Below are 19,526 nucleotides of genomic sequence, written 5' to 3' on the forward strand. Positions count from 1 at the left end.
GCGCTCAGCTTGCGGCGCGCAAATACGCCGGTTTACCCTCTTTTGATAAATCTGGGCTGTGTTTGTAGCCGCCTGTATCGAACTCCAGCAAACTGTCCGCGTCCTTGAGGCGGTTCTGGATTATGAACCGCGCCATCGCACCGCGCGCCTTCTTGGCGTAAAAGCTGACGATTTTGGGCTGGCCACCCTTATCCTCAAGGAATACAGGGGTAATCACGCGAGGCTTTAGCGCGGCAGGGTCCACGGCGCCAAAATATTCCTGACTTGCGCAGTTGACCAGAACACTTGCGTCCACATCCGCGGCATGGCGATTCAGCGCCTCCGATATCCGGACGCCCCAATACTCGTATAGAGATTTGCCACGCTTGGTCTTGAGCTTGCTGCCCATCTCCAGCCGGTACGGCTGGATCGCGTCCAAGGGACGCAACAGGCCGTAAAGGCCCGACAGGATGCGCAAATGATCCTGCGCCCAAGCCATTTCATCTACATCAAGACTTTTGGCCTCTAGCCCCTGATAGGTGTCCCCGGCAAAGGCGAGCGCTGCAGGCTTGCTGTCCATGTCGCCAAAGTTGGCAAAGCGCTCGGCATTTAGCTGGGCCAGATTGGCGCTGATGCTCATCAGTTTTTGCAGCTCTGCTTGGCTCAGCTTTCCCGCGACCTTTGCCAATGCGTTGGCATCCTTGGCAAAGCCGGGGATTGTGGCATGCGTATCCACCGGCGACATGTCCAGTTTTTTGGCGGGTGAAACTACAACGAGCATCGGCAATTCCTTTTCGGTTGCCCCTGATCTAGTCCGCCTCTTGCAAAACGTCCAGAAAGGCGGGGCCGAACCGCTCAGCGCGTTTGTCGCCGAGGATGCGTGCCATTTGCGCGGCGTCGCGCGGACGCTGCTCGGCGATGCGGGTGATCAGCGAGGTCGAACAACTCAGCGGCTTGTCCAGACCATCAGCGCCGCGCGCCAGCTGTGTCTGCGTCTCAATCAACTGGTCGTAGATGCTGCCCGCTGCGCGCCCCGCCAGCTTGCGCCGGGATGGATGCATCTGTGCCGCTTCGCCGTTAATGACCTCCAAGAAAGCGTCGCCATACTGATCCAGCTTTTTCGCGCCAACGCCGCCGATGCGGGCCATGTCATCCAATGTGGCAGGGCGCATCTCGGCCATCTCAATCAGGGTGCGGTCGTTAAAGACGATATAGGCCGGCACGCTTTGGGCCTCGGCAAAGGCGCGGCGCTTGGCCTTGAGCGCCGATAGCAGTGGCGCATCCTCGTCCGATACCAGTGCCTTGACCGCCGGGCGGCGTTCGGTGCTTTGCATCGTATCCTGCCGCAGGGTGATGGTGCCCTCGCCTTTGAGGATCGGTACGGCGGGGTCCGTCATGCGCAACGCGCCGTGCCGCTCGGGGTCGGGGCGGACCAGATCGTGGCCCATCATCTGGCGAAATATTCCTTGCCAGCTTTGCTTAGACATATCTTTGCCAACGCCGAAGGTTGGCAGATCGTCATGGCCGCGCTGGCGGACTTTTTCGGTGGTCTTGCCGGTCAGAATGTCGATGAGATGACCCGCGCCGAAGTATTCGCCAGTGCGCAGGATCGCCGAAAGCGCTTTGCGCACCGCCTCGGTCCCGTCAAATGTGGCGGGGGGCGTATCGCAAAGGTCGCAATTCTTGCATGGCTGGGTATCCTCACCGAAATAGCCCAGTAGTTTGACACGGCGGCACTCCAGTGCCTCGGCCAGACCCAGAAGCGCGTTGAGGCGTGCGTGATCGGCCATGCGGCGCTCGGGTGGGGCCAGCCCCTCGTCGATCTGGCTGCGGCGCAGACGAATGTCGTCGGGGCCATACAGGGTCAGCGTTTCGGCCGGCGCGCCGTCGCGGCCCGAGCGGCCGATTTCCTGATAGTAACTCTCGATGGATTTGGGCAGATCGGCGTGGGCGACCCACCTGATGTCAGGCTTGTCGACGCCCATACCGAAGGCGACGGTGGCCACTACGATCAGCCCGTCCTCGGTGTTAAAGCGCCCCTCAACCTCGCGGCGTAGGCCGGCCTCCATCCCGCCGTTATAGGCCACCGCGTTGTGGCCGCCCTCGCGCAGCGCCTGCGCGAGCGTTTCGGTGCGCGCGCGGGTGCCGCAATAGACGATGCCGCACTGGCCCTTGCGCGCGCCGGCAAAGTCCATGATCTGGCGGCGCGGGCTGTCCTTTGCTGCAAATGCGAGGTGGATGTTGGGCCGGTCAAAGCCGTGCAGGAAACGCTCGGGCGCGGCGCCATCGAACAGCTTTTCGATGATCTCGTCCTGCGTTTCTGCGTCGGCGGTTGCGGTGAACGCGGCCAGCGGCACGCCCAAAGCGCGGCGCAATTCGCCGATCCGCAGATAATCGGGGCGAAAATCGTGACCCCATTGCGACACGCAATGCGCCTCGTCCACCGCGATCAGGGAAACGCCGATGCGGCGCAACATTCCCATCGACGATCCAGCGGCGAGGCGTTCGGGCGCGATATAAAGCAGCTTGAGCCGCCCGGCCTCAAGCGCCTCCCAGACGGCGGCTGTCTCTTCCTCGGTGTTGCCGGAGGTCAACGCACCGGCCTCAACGCCCGCCGCGCGCAGGGCGCGAACCTGATCGCGCATCAGCGCTATAAGGGGCGATATGACGACGGTGACGCCCTCGCGCATGAGGGCGGGCAACTGGAAGCAGAGAGATTTACCGCCGCCCGTGGGCATAATGGCCAGCACGTTGCGGCCCTCTGCCACGGCGGTCACGATGTCCTCCTGCCCGGGCCGGAAGGCATCGAATCCGAAGATATCCCTCAGAAGGGTGGGGGCGGGGGGCATGGAAATATCCTGCAAATTGCTTGGCTGCTCTTACAGAAGTATTTTCACACTAAGATTCGGTGAACAAGTCCCGGCTGGCGCAAAGCCGACGATTGCTGGTCTCAGGCGAAGCCGAAAATTACTGGTAGAATGTAGGCGCGCAGCGAAATGACGACGATCAGCGCGACCAAGGGCGCCAAATCCAGCGCGCCAGTGTTTGGCAGGACGCGGCGGATGGGCTGATAAATCGGCTCAAGCAGGCGGTTCAGACCGTCCCAAATCTGGGCGACCAGCGGCTGGCGCAGGTTCAGCACCTGAAAGTTGATGAGCCAGCTCATGATGATGTGAACGATCATAACGAAATAAATGATGTTCAGGATCAGTTGCAAAGGTCCGTAAATTGCCAGCATGGAAAGTCATTCCTCGAATAAAACCTGCCCTGAGGTAGGCGGAGCGGGCGCAAAGCGCAAGGGCAGCGCTCGGAATGGCTTGCCCCGGCCGCGCGCGCGCTGCCATACCGGGGGCGGACCGCAGCCGGAGTTAGAGGACCTTATGAAGGATATCAGCTATCGCCGCCGGATCTGGGGCTGGTTCTTTTTTGATTGGGCCAGCCAGCCGTATAACACGCTGCTGATTACGTTCATCTTTGCACCCTACATCAATGAGCTGATCGGCGACGGCGCACGGGCACAGACGGTTTGGGCGTTTGGCATCGCGGCGGGCGGCATCATCATCGCGCTGGGCGCGCCTGTCTTGGGGGCGATGGCCGATCATTCGGGCGCGCGCATCCAGTGGATCCAAGGGTTCTCGGCAATGTATGTACTGGGCGCGTTCGGCACGTGGTGGGCGATCCCCGGCGATCTGAACCTAGTGATGGTTCTGACTTTTTTTGTGATCGGCATGATCGGGATGGAGTTTGCAACGATATTCACCAATGCGATGTTGCCCGATCTGGGGACACGGGAGGAGATTGGGCGTATTTCCGGCAATGGCTGGGCGTTCGGCTATGTCGGCGGGTTGGTTGCATTGGTGATTATGCTGCTGTTTTTCGCCGAAGGGGCAGATACAGGCAAAACGCTGATCGGCCTTGACCCGGCTTTTGGTTTCGACGCAGCAAAACGCGAGGGTACGCGCTTTGTCGGGCCGCTGACAGGGTTCTGGTACATCCTCTTTATGATCCCCTTTTTCATGTGGGTGCGCGACCCCAGGCCCGTAGGCGGCGGTGCCCATGCGGTGCGTGATGCGCTGCGCACGGTTATGACGACGATCCAGCATCTGCCGCGCACGCCCTCTATGTTCTCCTACCTGGCGGCGTCGATGTTCTACCGCGATGCGCTGAATGGGATGTATTTCTTTGGCGGTATCTATGCCGCCGGGGTGCTGGGGTGGAGCGTGGTGCACGTCGGTATCTTCGGTATCCTCGCGCTGGTCGCGGGGGCAGTTTTTGCATGGCTGGGCGGATTTGCCGATGACCGTTTCGGGCCAAAGCCGGTGATTGTGGCCGCGATTTTGGTCCTGCTCTTTGTTGCCATATCCATCACCGCAATATCGCGCGGGGCGATCTATGGTGTTGCGCTGGTGCCCGGATCGATCCTGCCGGACGTCTTGTTCTACGGCTGCGGTATCTTGATTGGTGCGGCGGGCGGCGCAGTGCAATCGGCCAGCCGGTCAATGATGGTACGGCAGGCGCGGGCGGGACACATGGCAGAATCCTTTGGCCTCTACGGGCTGGCGGGCAAGGCGACCGCATTCATTGCTCCGACCCTTATCGGGATTGCCACATCGGCGTCGGGTAGCCAACAAATTGGGGTCAGCCCGTTGATCGGGCTTTTCGCGCTGGGCCTTGTACTGCTAATCTGGGTGAAACCGGAAGGAGACCCATCCGAATGAAAAACACTTTTAAGGCATTTCTCGCGGCTTGCGCGCTAGTCTATGCGTTGCCCGCGATGGCACAAAATGTGCCCGCAAATATGCAGGGCAAAGAGGCCAAGCAGTTTTTTGGCGCGGCGAACGTCGGCTCGCGCCAAGGCGCCGCGCCATTTGGCAGCTATGCCAAGGGCTGTATGGCCGGCGGCATGCAACTGCCCCAGACCGGGCCGACATGGCAGGCGATGCGCCTGTCGCGTAATCGCAACTGGGGGCATCCACAGTTGATCGATTTTGTTGCGCAGTTATCGGCCAAAGCGGCGCGCATGCCGGGCTGGCAGGGCCTGTTTTTAGGAGATATGAGCCAGCCGCGCGGCGGCCCGATGTTAAGCGGGCACCGCTCGCACCAGATGGGCCTTGATGCCGATATCTGGCTGATGGCCCCCAGCCGCCTGAACCTCAGCATTCGCGAGCGCGAGAACCTCTCGGCTGTGTCCATGCGCCGCGCGAACGGGGCGTTCGTGAATTCGCGCTGGACCCGTGCCCAGCACGAGTTGCTAAAGGCGGCGGCAAGTGATCCGCGTGTTGCGCGCATATTTATCTTTCCGGGTGCCAAGGTGCAGATGTGCAAGGACGAGACTGGCAACCGCGACTGGCTGCGCAAAATTCGGCCCTGGTGGGGGCATCACTACCATTTCCATGTGCGGCTGGCGTGTCCGTCAGGCGCGACTGGTTGCGTGAATCAGGCCCCGCCGCCGCCCGGCGATGGCTGCGCCGATGCGCAGCAATGGGTCAACAACATCCTCAACCCGCCCAAAGCGAAGCCGCGCGATCCCAACGCGCCCAAGCCTAAGCCGCGCCGCGAATTGACCATGGCAGAGCTGCCCCAGCAATGCGTCGGGGTTCTGCAATCGCAATAGTAGGGGCGCAACATGACGTGGCGAAAACTGCGCGGCCCACATCATTTTGTTTTGACATGTGCAAAATCTGTGTCAGGCTACCCCTAGAGTTCAACAACTGAAAGGAGGTGGCCCAGTGTCTAAAGTGGTATTGGAGCGAGGTGTCGGAACAGTTGGAGGGGCGCGTATCTGAGGCAGCCCTCGGATATTTGAGCTAATCTGATTGGTGAGAGCCTAACTGGCACACCTCCGAAGACTTCTTAAGGGCCGTCCTGTTACAGGGCGGCCCTTTTGATTTCTACCGCAGGTCGATAAACACAGGCATATGTTGCGCATTACAGACACCATCTCGATCGAGGATTGGGAGCTGACCGAGCAGTTCGTGCGCGCCAGTGGTCCCGGCGGGCAGAACGTGAACAAGACCTCCAGTGCGGTTGAGTTGCGCTTTGAGGCTGAGCGTTCTCCCAACCTGCCTGATCCTGTCAAACGTCGGCTCAAGCGGCTCGCCGGGCGGCGCTGGACGAATGACGGCACGCTCATCATCCAGTGCGACGAAACGCGGCATCAGGCGCGCAACCGCGATATCGCCCGCGATCGTCTGGCCGAACTGATCCGCAAGGCGACAGAAAAGCCCAAGCGCCGCATCCCCACCCGCCCCACGCTGGGCAGCAAAAAGCGCCGCCTCAAGGCGAAGAAAGTGCGCGGCGAGGTGAAGGCGATGCGCGGCAAGGTCGAGGGCGAAGGGTAGCGGAAAACTCATTTCTGCCTGCAACATTTCGCACAAGTCAAAGATCAGAGGTCCGCCCGACCGCCAGATACTGGTGGTTCGCGCGTCCGGAACCTATATATCGGATGCGAGAGTGGAGCGAAGAGGAACACCCATGACGAACACGCTATATCAGGGTGACCTGCCGGATGGGCTGGACCTTGGCCCCGTAGTGGCCATTGACTGCGAGACGATGGGTCTGCATCCGCACCGCGACCGCCTGTGCGTGATCCAGATGTCCGGCGGCGACGGCAACGCGCATCTGGTGCAGGTCGCCAAGGGCCAGACCGAGGCGCCAAACCTGTGCGCAATGCTGACAAACCCCGACGTGCTAAAGCTGTTTCATTTCGGCCGTTTTGACATCGCGGCAATGCAAAACGCATTTGGTGCCGTCACCGCGCCCGTCTATTGCACCAAGATCGCCAGCAAGTTGATCCGCACCTATACGGATCGCCATGGCCTGAAGTATCTGTTGCAAGAGTTGCTGGGCGTCGATATCAGCAAGCACCAGCAAAGTAGTGATTGGGGCGCCCCTCAATTGACCGATGCACAGTTGGAATATGCGGCCTCGGACGTGCTGTATCTACACCGGCTGCGCGAGGCGCTGAACAAGCGGCTCGAGCGTGAGGGCCGGATGGAGTTGGCGCAGTCCTGCTTTGATTTCCTGCCGACACGGGCAAATCTTGATCTGGTCGGTTGGCCCGAACAGGATATATTTTCCCATTGATCCGCCGGGGCGACAATTTTCATACCCGGCTGGTCAACTGGGCCAAAATCATCCTACCGCTGGTGGCGCTGGGCCTTTTGTCCACGCTGTTCCTGCTGTCGGACAAGGTCGATATCACCGACAAAATACCGTATGCGGATGTTGATCTGGTCCAGCGTGCGCAGGATCAGGGCGCGACCAAGCCCAGCTTTGCCGGAGTTACATCAGGCGGTGAGGAGGTGTCTTTTCGCGCCGCGACAGTCAGGCCTGATCCGAACGATCAGGAGCTTTTGTTGGCCGACACTGCGGCCGCGTCACTAATTCTGAACGGCGGCGGCGTGGTCGACATCAAGTCATTGCACGGCGCGGCGAGCCAATCGCGCATGACTGCGCGGTTAGAGGGCGACGTGCGTTTCACAACCACGACTGGCTTTGACATCCGCACGGATGCAATCGACGCCCGCTTTGACACGTTGTTCGCTGAAACGGCTGGCCCGATTACGGGCACAGGCCCGCCCGGCAATCTGGACGCGGGGCGCATGATCCTTACCTCTGATCCATATACTGGTGACGCAAATTTGCGGTTCACGGACGGGGTCAAGCTGGTATACATGCCGCCAACGGCGAAGGATTAATTTACGTGTTTCGTTTCATTCAAATAACTGCATTTATTGCATTATCCGGCCTCGCAGGCATGGCCCAGGCGCAGGGGATGCAGGTCGCGTTCGGCGGCGCGCCCCAAGATAGTGGCCTGCCTGTCGAGGTCACTTCTCAAAATCTAGACGTAAACCAAACCGACGGAACCGCGGTTTTCACCGGTGATGTGCTGGTCGGACAGGGCGAAATGCGCTTGGCCGCCCCGCGCGTATTGGTGGTCTATCTGGAGGATCGTTCGGGCATCGCGCGGCTAGAGGCATCCGGCGGCGTCACGTTGGTCAGCGGCGAGGATGCAGCCGAGGCGCGCGACGCAGACTATAACGTGCAAACTGGACTGATCGAAATGTCGGGCGACGTTCTATTGGTGCAGGGACCGAGCGCGCTGACGGCCGATACGATGACGGTCGACACAGTGGCAGGCACTGCACGTATGAATGGCCGGGTCAAAACCGTTCTTCAGCCCGAAAAACAACCGTGATGAAGGCTGATTTAGGCATATCTGAGGCGCCAGTAGCGCCCGATCCGGACGCCGGCCTGACCGTGCTGAACTTGCGCAAAAGCTATAAGAAACGCGTGGTCATTCGCGATGTGTCGCTGCAACTGCGTCAGGGCGAAGTTGCCGCCCTTCTCGGGCCAAACGGATCGGGCAAAACGACGACATTCTACGCCATCGCAGGCCTCGTCTATCCCGAAGGCGGGCGCGTACTGATTGACGGGCGCGATGTCACAAACCTGCCAATGTACCGCCGGGCCAAGCTGGGCGTTGGTTATCTGCCGCAAGAAATGTCGATCTTTCGCGGTTTGTCCGTAGAAGATAATATACTGGCAATCCTTGATATTTCAGTACGCGATACGCACAAGCGGCGCGAACGGCTGGAAGAGCTGCTGGCTGAATTTTCAGTCGAGCATTTGCGCCGCGCACCTGCAATGGCCCTGTCAGGCGGCGAAAGGCGCCGCGTGGAAATCGCGCGCTGCCTTGCCGCCGACCCTAAATATCTGCTGCTGGACGAGCCGTTCGCAGGCGTCGATCCGATCAGCGTGGGGGATATCCGGCACCTTGTTGCTGATCTGAAAAAGCGCGGCATTGGCGTGTTGATCACTGACCACAACGTGCGCGAGACACTGGAAATTATTGACCGGGCATATATTCTGCACGACGGCCAAGTTCTTATGTCCGGCACACCCGAAGAGGTTGTGGCAAATGAAAATGTGCGCCGGGTTTACTTGGGCGAAAACTTTCGTATTTCCTGAAAACGGTCGGCAGATTTCCGGGCCGAAGCAGCGATCATCATTGACAAGTGCGCCACAAAGGGCGTCAATTGATACATGATATTTCTAAACTTCAATCGCCAAGGAGATCCCGTACAGGCTTTGAAATCGTTAATGAAATATCAGTTTCAGCAGCCCTTCCAAGTAGCCCGGAGGGCGTCTATGCGCGATCGGGCACGGGAATGGTGCGCCTTTTTAAAGGAGAGACCATGCGCTATCAAATCACTGGCAAACAAATCGACATCGGTGAAGCCCTACAGACCCATGTGAGGACTGAATTGGGCGAGGCAGTGGCAAAATACGCCCAACGGCCCACGGATGCGAACGTCGTATTTTCCAAAAGCGCTAGTGAATATGTCTGCGAGTTAGTCGTGCATCTTTCGACGGGTCTGACCGCCCAAGCGCGCGGTAAGTCGCACGAGATCTACGCAGCCTTTGATGCTGGGTGCGAAAAAATGGAGAAACAACTGCGCCGATACAAGCGCAGGTTGAAAGATCATCATAAGGACCGCGTGCAACCTGTTGAACTCTTCGGTGGCTCCTCGTATATCCTCGCCTCAGAAGCCGAGGGAGAGGAATCGGAGCCCGAAAGTCTGCAACCCATCATCGTCGCCGAAATGGAGGCGAACATCCCGTCCCTCTCAGTTGGGGAGGCCGTGATGCAGATGGAGTTGGCGGGGGCCCCTGTCCTGGTGTTTCGCAATGAGGCTAAAAGCGGATTGAATGTGGTCTACCGCCGCGACGACGGCAACATCGGGTGGATCGATCCGTAAAACTGGGTCTGGCAGCGCTGTGCTGCCCTGACCTTCGGAGCAGTGAATGGACATTCCCATGATCCTGAGACCCGGGGCAGTGCGCGTTCTCGGCGCAACATCCAGTAAAAAGAGGCTGATGCACGAGCTGGGCGATATTGCCCATGCCGTGTATGGCGTCGAAGCACAGGCCGCCATTGAGGCATTGCAAGAGCGCGAGTCGCTAGGCCCAACTGGCGTGGGGCATGGCGTTGCCCTGCCTCATGCGCGGCTGCTTGATATTGACCGCGTGGTGGGTGCGTTCATCTTGCTGGAGAAGCCAATTAACTTCGACGCGGTTGACCGCCAGCCCGTCGATCTGGCGTTTGCACTCTTTGCACCCAAAGATGCGGGCGTGGAGCATCTCAAGGCGCTTGCGCTGGTGTCCCGCACGCTACGTGATGCGCAGCTTTGTGCCAAGTTGCGGGCGAACCCCGATCCTGCAACGCTTTATACCATTCTGACCGAAGCGCAGGCGATGCTGGCGGCCTGACGCTGGTCAGCGCCAGCGGTTCCATCCGAACATGATGTAATCGCGCTGATAGACATCGGCGACAAGTGTTTCGAGATCGTCGTCATAGATGTCGTCCAATGCGTACGGCGTCTCTGGCGGGGCGGCCTCGGCTGGCGCGGCGCCGGGCCTTCCGATCTGCTTGGCCAGCGCGCCCAGCTGCATCTGCATCTCATTCTCGCGGATTATGACATCGGGCAGACTAAATTGCGCCATACCCTGCAGGATCGCCGTCTGCGTCGCCCAATTGGCATCTACCCGCACGCTTGTCTGGCCGCGCAGATTAGCGCGTAAGAATTCCAGAAACGCGGTGAAGGCCACGTAGTGCGCGCGCTTGTCATAGCTGTCATCGGGGCCGCCACCGGGAATGGGCAGCTTGTGAAAATTGCGCAAAACGCGCCTAATTTCGCCCAATGAACCGGGGCCGGTATGAAGAATGCGCTGGCAAAACGCGGTATGAGCGCGCGCGACGGGATGGCGCAGCACGGTAAAGCTGCGATGCCCGCCCGCCTGCCGCATCCATTGGCGCAGATCCTTTTGGTTCATTTTCGTATGCAGCGCGTCCGGCGCTACATTATCCAAGGCCGCCATCCACGCGGCAACCTCAACATCGGGGCCAGACTTGATCGGCATGTAGATAAGGGGGGCGCTATGTGCCACGACATGCGACGGCACTGCAGGGCCGCGTCGTGGCTCAAACTCGGGCGTGCGGGTCAGGTTGAACCGGTCGAGGCCCGATAGCGCCTTGGTCATCTCGCCGAAATTGGCGACCTTGTCCGACAGCGCCTGTGGATTTTGAATCTTGAGCGAGGAATCCAGCGCCCGCAACCGTTCATCAGTACCCAAATAGGCGGCAAGACCGTTGATGATATCCAAATCATTCAGATCCTCGTAGGAAATGTAGAACGCCGTTTGCCCCGATTTCTGTAGCGTGTTTTGCACCAGAACCTGAAACGCCTGCAGGTTTGTGACATGCTGCTCAAATTCTTTGGCGTCGAACGTAGCCTTGGCATCCCTGCGCCGCTTGATGTTGGTCAGTTTCCACTGGCCGGTTTCCTGCGCGATCTTCCAGCTAATATAGCTCTCAGCGGGATTGCGCGTCAGAACGATCTTAGCGCAGCGCGGATCATTTAGGCAGATGTCCAGCGCGCGGGCGTCGTGATCGTGAAACAGGCGAAAACCGCCCAGGCCGTCGGAATATTCCTTGATGGTGTCGATCAGGCGGGCTGGATCACTCTCGCGCATGGCTTGCGTGACGCCGATAATCTCGGTGCGGTTGGGATAGCCGATAAACGCGGGGTTGAATGCCTCGCCGTGGCACTGGAAGCTCTGAAATGCGTTTATGTTTGTCTCTAACAGGTTGGAGCCGGTGCGCATTTCGGCGAGCACCACGAAATAGTCAAATTTCTGCATATTCTATCGCACCAAGTAGGGTTTGCGCGTGCTAGTTGGCGCCTCGTGCAGATCGTGCGTGACAGGGAAATTCCCCATCAGGTAGGGATGCATCCCCTGATTTTTGAGGTTCTGCAAGAACTGACCAAAGCCGGTGAGATCGGCCATTTTCGGCACCTCCGACAAGCCGCGTTGGGGCTGTCCCGGGCCAATTTCGTCGATTATCGTCTGTAGAGGCTCCATCGGCGCCTCGATAAATTCGGCCATAGTCCAAATGCGCACGCGTGCCTTTGTCCAACTGGAGCGCAAGATTTCAAGATGCTTCGATTCAATCTGTTGCAGGCGCGCGGCCTCGCTGCGGATGTCCGCGAAGTTGCTGTTCGACTGAAATAGTGGCACGGCCCAGGCGCCCGAAATGACCGAAATCTGGGCATTCGGATCCTTTGCGATATCCCAATTGATCTCCTGATTGTCGCGCGGCCCGAATTGAAAGCACTGACGCTCGCCCCGCGTGTTCCAGATCAGATTGGCCAGGAACGCGTGAGGATTGTAGTCGCGCAAGGCGGCACTGTCGCTGAGCGCGCCGTTTATGACCGTCTCGCCCTCGCTAAAATCCGCGCGATCGGGTGCAAAAAGGTGGCCGTGTACGCGTGCGCCCGTCGCACGGGCCAGCCATGGCTCAAAATTCTCAAAAAGGGCGGAAAATCCCTGAAAGACGGAATACTTCGCAGATGTCAGACCATTTTCGCGTGTTTCCACAGGAAAACGGCTTTGCATGTAGAGGCCGGGCCGTCCTCGCGTGCGCCGCTCCACTGCCTTGGAGAAGATGCGGTCAATCTTGGCGGGGTTCGGCTCGGTCCGCTTCATCGCGCCTGCCTCGTCGGTGAGGAACGCATCGTACAGCCTGCTGGCCTGCGGCCATATTTTGCGCGCAACAAAGCAGTCAGAGCGGCGCAGAAGCTGAAGGTGATCATCATAGAAAATGTGTGGTTTGCCCTGATAGTCGAACTTTGACAGCGTCAATGACCGACTTTCAATTTGGCGCGAATACTGCCGTGCGAGCGTCTGGAAATAGCTTTCGTCCGGGATCCACACCTTGGAGAAGTAGCGATCATACGACGCGCGCTCTGGGTCGGACAAAATGGCCGATAGCGTCTGGCGCGTCAGGCACCACCACTGGCTGCCCATATGAGGCACCATGCCGCCGGGCATGCGGCGCTTTATCCGCAGCCTACGTTGCAGCGCGACGTAGCGATCAAAGAGATAGCGGTGCCTACGCCATGAGAAGGGGAAGCGCAGGGTAAACCGCTCGGCATCCAGACCGCCGATCGTCCATGGCACGTCTGCGGTCGTTGCGCTTTCAATGAAATCGGTTTGCGGACGCGCAGCCAGATAGTCTACCAGCTCCTGCACCGGGCGCAGCGGCAGGCACGAGCCAGAGGCGAGATAGACGTGCCGCACCTTTGGGAAATCGGCAAGCATCATCTCGGCCGCGCTTTGGGATGCGGCCACGAGGCCCCAAGTACCCCATTCGCAGCGATGCCGTTTGGAAAAGCGTATATCGGGCAGATCCGCCAGCGATTTCTGAAAAGCCTTGAACGTCTTGGACGGCACAGACACATCGACGTGGATCACCAGTGGACAGCCGGCAGCGGACCAGTGGCGCGCTACCTCCTCGGCGCGGCCGAGGGCTGTGTGGACCAGCATGACGATACCGACGCTCATCGGGTGGATGCCCCTGTTGTCATGCCCAGTTCCCCTTGGACATGAGGCCCAAAATCTCTAGCTGACGCCAGTTTATATACTTTTCTGACCATTTGCACCAAAGCTCTGGCTGGTCCGCCATGTTTTCGACGTAAGCCTTGTATTCCAGTGAGGCGCGGTAGTGCTGCTTGCGCTCCATTTCCTCCTCTGCTTTCTGGGTGAAGGTATCGAGGAATTTCGTATGAAGCAGCACGCCGCTCGCTGTCTCCCCGCCCCATTCGTCATAGACAAGGTTCAGGCCGCGCGGCAGCAGCATGTGGGTTGAGCTGACATAGGCATAGCGCCGGTTCCATTTAACCAGGGGTATTTTGTTCAGGGCAGGTGCCTTTTTCGGGGAGTTAGCAAAGAATACGCGCCCCCGCGGGCCGCCTTGAATCCACAGGTTGCCAAACTTGCGGTTCTTCTGAATCAGGTAGTTGCCGGGATCAAACCACGATGCGATTTCGATCGGGTTCTGGCCGCGGCGGTAGGGCACCGCATCAAGGCGCCCCTTGGGGTACATGTCCAGAAGCATCGCGCCAAAGCTACGGACATTCGATCCGTCCAGCCAATCCGTCAGCGCCCGGATCGGGCGCGTGTCGCAAAATGGGTAGATAAAAAACTCATCAGGGTCGACAACCAGCGTCCAGTGATCGTGGCCGTACTTGGCCTGCAACCCGTTCAGCCAGTCGACGCCAAAGCGCGCATTTTTATAGCTGGCCGAAGTATGCCAGAGCGACACGTCTGGCTGTTCGATAAGGTAATCGCCGCTGCCATCTGTGCTGTCATTGTCCACGATTAGGAAATGATCGACGCCCAAGTTCCGGTAGTAATCCAGAAAATAGGGCAGGCGGACATGCTCGTTTCGCAGGGTTGAGAATAGCAAAACATCGCCGGGCTTGATCTGGGCTGTGCGATCGGCAGCAGGTCGCAGCGACAGCCCCTTGCGCAGCGACCGCATCTTGGCGTGTCGGCGGCGCAGGCGCATACGATAGGACTGCACGATACTCAAACGGACGCTCCCCCAACCCACGAATCGCGGTCACCATAAATGCCGGGGATTAAGGTTCTGTTGCCTCTTGCCCAGCCGGTGCGATACGCGGCGCTATAACGATAAGGCCTTGGGGCGCTTGGGTAAACTGTTATTGCGCCGCTCACAGCCATGTTCCACGCGACATAAGGCCCATCGCCTCTAGTTGCCGCCAGCCCAGATATCGGGTTGAGCCGTCGCACCATAGATCAGGGTCGTCCGTTAAGTCGTCGTAATATCCCTCGTAGAGTTCGGAATTAGCGAAGTGTTCCTGCCGTGCCTTCTCCTCGGCCGATTTGCTGGTGATCATGGGCAAAAACTTGGTGTGCAGCAGGACGCCGCTAGCCAATTCGCCGCCCGTCTCATCATAAACATGGTTCAGATGCCGGGGCAGGGCCGAATGGGCCGAGCTGACATAGGCATAACGGCGGTGCCATTTGACTAATGGTACCTTGCCCATTGTCGGGGCGCGGCGCGGCTCATTTGCAAAGAATATGCGCGCGCGGGGGCCGCCTTGAATCCACAAGTTTTCAAGGCGTTCCTGCTTTTGAATCATATAGTTGCCGCCGTCGAACCATGGTAGCGTATCCACGGGATCACTGCCCGTCTCATAAGTTGCAGCGCTCAGCGCCCCTTTAGGATACATGTCGAGCATCAGCGCACCAAAGGAGCGAACCTCCTTCATATCCAGCCACTGTGTGAGGGCGGGCAGCGGGCGGGTGTCATGGTTGGGGTAGATCATGATCTCATCCGCGTCCAGCGTCAGGCACCAGTGGCCGTGGCCATGGCGTATCTGCAGCCATGTCAGCCAATCGACGCCGAAACGCGCCATTCGATAGCTGTGCGGCGTGCGCCACAGCGACACATCAGACTGATCGGCGAGGTAGTCCCGCGTTTGATCGTCCGAGCCATTGTCCACGATCAGGAAATGATCGACGCCAAGTTTACGGTGGTGGTTCAGCCAGAAGGGTAGGCGCGCCGCCTCGTTCCGCATGGTGGAGAAGCAGAGGATCGCGCCCGGAGTGATCTGCCGGGTACGGTCGGCGACCACGCTTAACTGGCGACGTTTGCGGTAGCTGCGCCACAACAGGCGGCGACGCTTCCAACGAAGGCGATAGGCCATTGCCGCCGCCGCGCCTGCCGCTCTGATTTGCGCGCTCTTGTTCATCGTGTCTCCGCCAGCCCCGCTGCGGGGCAGGCCATCGTCTATTTTTCGTAATGTCCGGTTCGGTGCCAGCGCCACGCATCCTCGATCATGCGGTCCATCGTGCTGCGCGTAGGCGTCCAGCCCAGCTCGGCCTCGGCGCGGGACGAGCCTGAGACCAGTTTAGTGCAGTCACCCGGCCTGCGCGGACCTTCAATCACCGGCACGTCGCGGTTTGTCACAGCGCCCGCATGCCCGATCACCTCGCGTACGGAAAATCCAGCGCCAGTACCAAGGTTAAAGACGCGGCTATCCTCGCCGCGCTCCAGCCATTTGAGGCCTAGAACATGGGCATCGACCAGATCGCAGACATGCACATAATCGCGGATGCAGGTGCCATCGGGGGTGTCGTAATCACTGCCAAAAATTGTCAGGGCGGCGCGCTTGCCGTCGATGGCATCTAACAGTAGTGGCACCAGATGCGTCTCGGGTTGGTGAAACTCGCCCACGTCGCCATCCGGGTCAGCGCCCGCGACGTTGAAATAGCGGAATATGACGTGGCGCAGGTTATGGGCAAACTCAAAATCTGCCAGCATATCCTCGATCGTACGCTTGGATTTGCCATATGCATTGACCGGGTACTGCGCGCTGTCCTCGTCCAGCACCACGTTATCCTGATCGCCGTAAGTCGCGCAGGTCGAGCTGAAGACAAAGTCGAGGCACCCGGCATGAACCGCCGCTTCCATCAGTGTCAGCGATCCGGCGACGTTATTGTGCCAGTAAACCTCGGGCAGGCGCATGGCATCGCCCACTTGGCTTAGCGCGGCAAAATGCATGACGGCGGCAGGGTTGTAGGCGGCAAACACCTGATCCAGCCGCGCCCGGTCTGTCAGCTCGCCTTGCTCAAACGGGCCGAATTTCACGGCGTCTGCCCAGCCCGTGATCAGATTATCGTAGGTCACGGGGGTATATCCCGCCGCCTTCAACGCTTTGCATGCGTGGCTGCCGATGTAGCCGGCGCCGCCTGTCACAAGAATGTTGGTCACGTCTGCGCCCCTTCGGCCCAGATCATTCTGCGGCTTTGTCCACTGCGACCAGCTCATGAATAAAGTTAAGCAAATCGTCGCGCAAATCACTGCGGGCCAACGCAAAGGCTACGGTAGCCTGCAAGAAACCGGCCTTGGAGCCGCAATCATAGCGTGTCCCCTTGAAGCGGAGGCCATAGACCTCTTCGCCGTCGTTGCGCGCGTCGTCTATCGCATCAGTCAGTTGAATTTCGCCGCCCGCGCCAACCGTCTTCTTGTTCAGCTTTTGCAGGACTGTGGGCGTCAGAATGTAGCGCCCGATGACGGCCAGATTAGAGGGCTGTGTGCCGGGGGCGGGCTTCTCGATCATCCCCTTGGTCGAAACCAGCGCGCCCATATCCTCTTTGATGTCCAGGATGCCGTAGGACGACGTCTTGTCATCAGGCACCTCCATCGCGGCCACGATATTGCTCTGAGTTTCCTCAAAGGCTTCAACCATCTGCTGAAGGCACGACTTCTCGGCGGCGATGACATCGTCGGGCAGGATCACGGCAAACGGCTCATTCCCGACGAGGCGGCGGGCGCACCAGACAGCATGGCCCAGCCCTAGCGGCTTGTGCTGGCGCATATAGGCAATCTCGCCCGAATCCATGTTGGTGGATTTCAGAATTTCCAGTAGCTCGGTCTTGCCCTTCTTGCGCAGTTCTTGCTCTAGCTGGGGCGCATTGTCGAAGTAATCCTCTAGTGCGCCTTTGCCGCGCGAGGTGACAAAGATGAATTCCTTGATCCCTGCCGAGCGTGCCTCATCGATGGCGTACTGCACCAGCGGGCGATCAACGAGCGTCATGATTTCCTTGGGCACGGATTTCGTCGCCGGAAGAAAGCGTGTCCCCATGCCTGCGACGGGAAAGATGGCCTTCGTGACCTTGCTCCGCATGATGTCTCTCTCTTTGTGTATCAAGGGGTCTAAAATAGTAACAGATAACGTCCGCGTCTCAAAAGAGGTGGCTTGCACATATCGCTTACCGTGCGTTTACGGCAAGCGATCGCCAAATGGGAGAGACGTGATGCGTTATTTCTTGAAAGGTTTCCATACATAAGCATATTTGAGCGCGGTCTTGCCTATGACGGCCTATGCGGGCTTTAGTGTGACGCCGGGCGCGCATGCGATAAAAAAAGGATTGGCGTAGCCATCCTTGCCGTAGGTCAGCGGCGTGTGATCATCAAAACGGACAACGTGCCCGCCGGCACCGGCCAACACAGCATGACCTGCGGCTGTATCCCATTCCATCGTGCGCCCAACACGCGGATAGATGTCTGCCTCGCCCGTCGCGATCAGGCAAAACTTCAGCGAGCTGCCCGCGCTCTTGCTATCTTTGACGGCATATTTTCCGATGTAGTCGTCGGTCGCCTGATCGCGGTGCGATTTCGAGGCGACGACCATCAGCGCCGAATTATCTGGGTCTGACACGCGGATCGCGGTCTGCGCGCCGATGTCGCCCTTGTCCAGCGGTCCGGTTTCCTCGACCGCCGTGCCGTCTGGCAGTGTATAAAACATGCGGCCCTTGGCTGGCGCATAGACGACACCGCGAGTCGGCACGCCATTTTCGACATATGCGATGTTTACGGTGAAATCGCCGCGCCGATTGATAAATTCCTTGGTCCCGTCCAGCGGGTCGACGATCAGGAATGTATCTGCGCGCAGCGCGTGCGATGCAGCCTGCTCTTCGGTCACCAATGCGACGTCGGGAAACTCAGCGCGCAGCCCGGCCGAGATTAACGCATCTGCGGCCTCATCGGCGGCGGTGACGGGACTGTCGTCGGATTTCGATTTTACGTCGAAATCATCTTGGTCATAGATCTGCATGATTGCATCCCCAGCCTCCAGCGCCAGACGGCGCATCACAATGGTCAGTCTGGCGTGGTCCAAGGTGCGGTACTCCTGCGTAGTTGGGTTCGCAACGCGTTGTTGCGGTAAAAGGTTCAGTTCCTTATGGTGCGATGTCAACGGAACAGCAAGAAATCCGTGATAGACTGCAAGGTCATAGGCGCAGGGCGAGGCGATGTTTCAACAGGTGTACCAACGCAAGTCGAAGCTGCACGCTGCCGTTTCGATCTTGGAACTTATCTATCACGCGACGGTGCGCGATGTGCGCAAGTCGCATGGCAATGCCTTCATGGCGATCGGGCTCAACATTCTTCAGGCGTTGGTCTTTCTCGCAACATTCTACGTCATGTTCAATGTACTGGGCCTGCGCGGTGCTGCGCTGCGCGGCGATTTCCTGTTGTATATCATGTCGGGCATATTTCTCTTTCTGACGCATGTCAAAACGCTGGGCGCCGTCGTTGGCGCCGAGGGGCCATCATCGCCAATGATGAAGCATGCGCCGATGACTACGGCCATCTCGATCACCTCGGCGGCGCTGGGCGCGCTTTATATTCAGGTGCTCACCATGGCGTTAATCCTCTTTGCCTATCATGTGGGCGTTCACGCGTTCGAGGTTGAGTATCCTTTTGCCGCAATCGGCATGCTGCTCTTGGCTTGGTTCACCGGCGGCGCTATTGGATTGGTCCTTTTGGCGGTCAAGCCGTGGTTTCCCACATTCATCGCGACCTTTGCCACCGTCTACCAGAGGGCAAACATGATCGCATCGGGCAAGATGTTCGTGGCCAACATGCTACCCAGCTACATGCTCAAGCTGTTCGATTGGAATCCGCTGTTTCATACGATTGATCAGGCGCGCGGCTTTGTGTTCGTCAACTATTCGCCGCACAATTCTAACGTGACATATCCCATCGTGATCGCTATCGCGTTGACGATGATTGGGCTGATGGGCGAGTTTTACACGCGCCGCCATGCCTCTAGCAGCTGGGACGCGCGGCGCTAGGCACCTTGATCGCCGCTGCCGTCCTTTTCCCC

Annotated in this window: 20 protein-coding genes; 10 read left to right on the forward strand and 10 right to left on the reverse strand. The window is 59.0% G+C overall.

The features are described from left to right. Positions 1-4 precede the first annotated feature (4 nt). From yaaA to MK6180000_RS18105, 3 genes are all read right to left on the reverse strand, one after another. Entirely contained in the window at positions 5-760 is a 756-nt protein-coding gene (gene yaaA, locus MK6180000_RS18095) for a peroxide stress protein YaaA (RefSeq protein WP_138936020.1), read from the reverse strand. Between the two features lie 28 nt (positions 761-788). Then, complete coding sequence (gene recQ, locus MK6180000_RS18100; protein ID WP_138936021.1) at positions 789-2,828, reverse strand: DNA helicase RecQ; 2,040 nt, start codon at positions 2,826-2,828, stop codon at positions 789-791. Positions 2,829-2,929: 101 nt separating this feature from the next. Then, the gene (locus MK6180000_RS18105) at positions 2,930-3,217 is read right to left on the reverse strand and encodes a YggT family protein (protein ID WP_138936022.1); all 288 of its coding nucleotides are present in this window, start codon (positions 3,215-3,217) and stop codon (positions 2,930-2,932) included. Positions 3,218-3,359: 142 nt separating this feature from the next. Between MK6180000_RS18105 and MK6180000_RS18110 the strand changes: the two genes are divergently transcribed. The 9 genes from MK6180000_RS18110 to MK6180000_RS18150 all read left to right on the forward strand — a co-directional run bounded on the left by MK6180000_RS18110 (position 3,360) and on the right by MK6180000_RS18150 (position 10,254). After that, positions 3,360-4,697 carry an MFS transporter gene (locus tag MK6180000_RS18110; RefSeq protein WP_171054686.1) on the forward strand — a complete coding sequence of 446 codons (1,338 nt, stop codon included), beginning with the start codon at positions 3,360-3,362 and terminating at the stop codon, positions 4,695-4,697. 56 nt (positions 4,698-4,753) lie between these two features. After that, complete coding sequence (gene mepA / locus MK6180000_RS18115) at positions 4,754-5,593, forward strand: penicillin-insensitive murein endopeptidase (protein WP_425466861.1); 840 nt, start codon at positions 4,754-4,756, stop codon at positions 5,591-5,593. Positions 5,594-5,897: 304 nt separating this feature from the next. After that, positions 5,898-6,320, forward strand: a complete 423-nt coding sequence (gene arfB / locus MK6180000_RS18120; RefSeq protein WP_138936025.1) for an alternative ribosome rescue aminoacyl-tRNA hydrolase ArfB — start codon at positions 5,898-5,900, stop codon at positions 6,318-6,320. A 133-nt stretch (positions 6,321-6,453) separates the two neighbouring features. Then, on the forward strand, positions 6,454-7,065 hold the full coding sequence (locus MK6180000_RS18125) for a ribonuclease D (RefSeq protein WP_138936026.1): 612 nt from the start codon (positions 6,454-6,456) through the stop codon (positions 7,063-7,065). Further along, positions 7,062-7,679, forward strand: a complete 618-nt coding sequence (locus MK6180000_RS18130) for a hypothetical protein (protein WP_246040569.1) — start codon at positions 7,062-7,064, stop codon at positions 7,677-7,679. Before MK6180000_RS18125 ends, MK6180000_RS18130 begins: the two co-directional genes overlap by 4 nt. A gap of 59 nt (positions 7,680-7,738) precedes the next feature. Then, complete coding sequence (locus MK6180000_RS18135) at positions 7,739-8,179, forward strand: LptA/OstA family protein (protein WP_138936573.1); 441 nt, start codon at positions 7,739-7,741, stop codon at positions 8,177-8,179. Then, positions 8,176-8,952: an LPS export ABC transporter ATP-binding protein gene (lptB, locus tag MK6180000_RS18140; RefSeq protein ID WP_425466851.1), complete on the forward strand. Its 777-nt coding sequence runs from the start codon at positions 8,176-8,178 to the stop codon at positions 8,950-8,952. Before MK6180000_RS18135 ends, lptB begins: the two co-directional genes overlap by 4 nt. 227 nt (positions 8,953-9,179) lie before the next feature. Further along, on the forward strand, positions 9,180-9,743 hold the full coding sequence (hpf, locus tag MK6180000_RS18145; RefSeq protein ID WP_138936574.1) for a ribosome hibernation-promoting factor, HPF/YfiA family: 564 nt from the start codon (positions 9,180-9,182) through the stop codon (positions 9,741-9,743). Positions 9,744-9,789: 46 nt separating this feature from the next. Next, positions 9,790-10,254, forward strand: a complete 465-nt coding sequence (locus MK6180000_RS18150) for a PTS sugar transporter subunit IIA (protein WP_138936028.1) — start codon at positions 9,790-9,792, stop codon at positions 10,252-10,254. Positions 10,255-10,260: 6 nt separating this feature from the next. Here the strand turns inward: MK6180000_RS18150 and MK6180000_RS18155 are convergent, their stop codons facing one another. The 7 genes from MK6180000_RS18155 to cysQ form a co-directional block, all read right to left on the reverse strand. Further along, positions 10,261-11,685, reverse strand: a complete 1,425-nt coding sequence (locus MK6180000_RS18155; RefSeq protein WP_138936029.1) for a sulfotransferase family 2 domain-containing protein — start codon at positions 11,683-11,685, stop codon at positions 10,261-10,263. 3 nt (positions 11,686-11,688) lie between these two features. Further along, positions 11,689-13,389, reverse strand: coding sequence for a DUF5927 domain-containing protein (locus MK6180000_RS18160; RefSeq protein WP_138936030.1), 1,701 nt, complete (start codon positions 13,387-13,389; stop codon positions 11,689-11,691). A 19-nt stretch (positions 13,390-13,408) separates the two neighbouring features. After that, positions 13,409-14,395 (reverse strand): glycosyltransferase family 2 protein, encoded by a 987-nt coding sequence (locus tag MK6180000_RS18165; RefSeq protein WP_138936575.1) that lies wholly within the window; start codon positions 14,393-14,395, stop codon positions 13,409-13,411. A gap of 166 nt (positions 14,396-14,561) precedes the next feature. Then, on the reverse strand, positions 14,562-15,605 hold the full coding sequence (locus tag MK6180000_RS18170) for a glycosyltransferase family 2 protein (protein WP_138936031.1): 1,044 nt from the start codon (positions 15,603-15,605) through the stop codon (positions 14,562-14,564). A 38-nt stretch (positions 15,606-15,643) separates the two neighbouring features. Beyond that, a complete protein-coding gene (gene galE, locus MK6180000_RS18175) occupies positions 15,644-16,627 on the reverse strand; it encodes a UDP-glucose 4-epimerase GalE (RefSeq protein WP_138936032.1) in 984 nt (327 codons plus the stop codon). A gap of 22 nt (positions 16,628-16,649) precedes the next feature. Then, positions 16,650-17,543 carry a UTP--glucose-1-phosphate uridylyltransferase GalU gene (gene galU / locus MK6180000_RS18180; RefSeq protein ID WP_138936033.1) on the reverse strand — a complete coding sequence of 298 codons (894 nt, stop codon included), beginning with the start codon at positions 17,541-17,543 and terminating at the stop codon, positions 16,650-16,652. Between the two features lie 195 nt (positions 17,544-17,738). After that, on the reverse strand, positions 17,739-18,536 hold the full coding sequence (cysQ, locus tag MK6180000_RS18185) for a 3'(2'),5'-bisphosphate nucleotidase CysQ (protein WP_342777731.1): 798 nt from the start codon (positions 18,534-18,536) through the stop codon (positions 17,739-17,741). 133 nt (positions 18,537-18,669) lie between these two features. Between cysQ and MK6180000_RS18190 the strand changes: the two genes are divergently transcribed. Beyond that, a complete protein-coding gene (locus MK6180000_RS18190) occupies positions 18,670-19,494 on the forward strand; it encodes an ABC transporter permease (RefSeq protein WP_138936034.1) in 825 nt (274 codons plus the stop codon). Positions 19,495-19,526: the final 32 nt, after the last annotated feature.

The organism is Roseovarius arcticus (assembly GCF_006125015.1).
Taxonomy (GTDB): domain Bacteria; phylum Pseudomonadota; class Alphaproteobacteria; order Rhodobacterales; family Rhodobacteraceae; genus Roseovarius; species Roseovarius arcticus.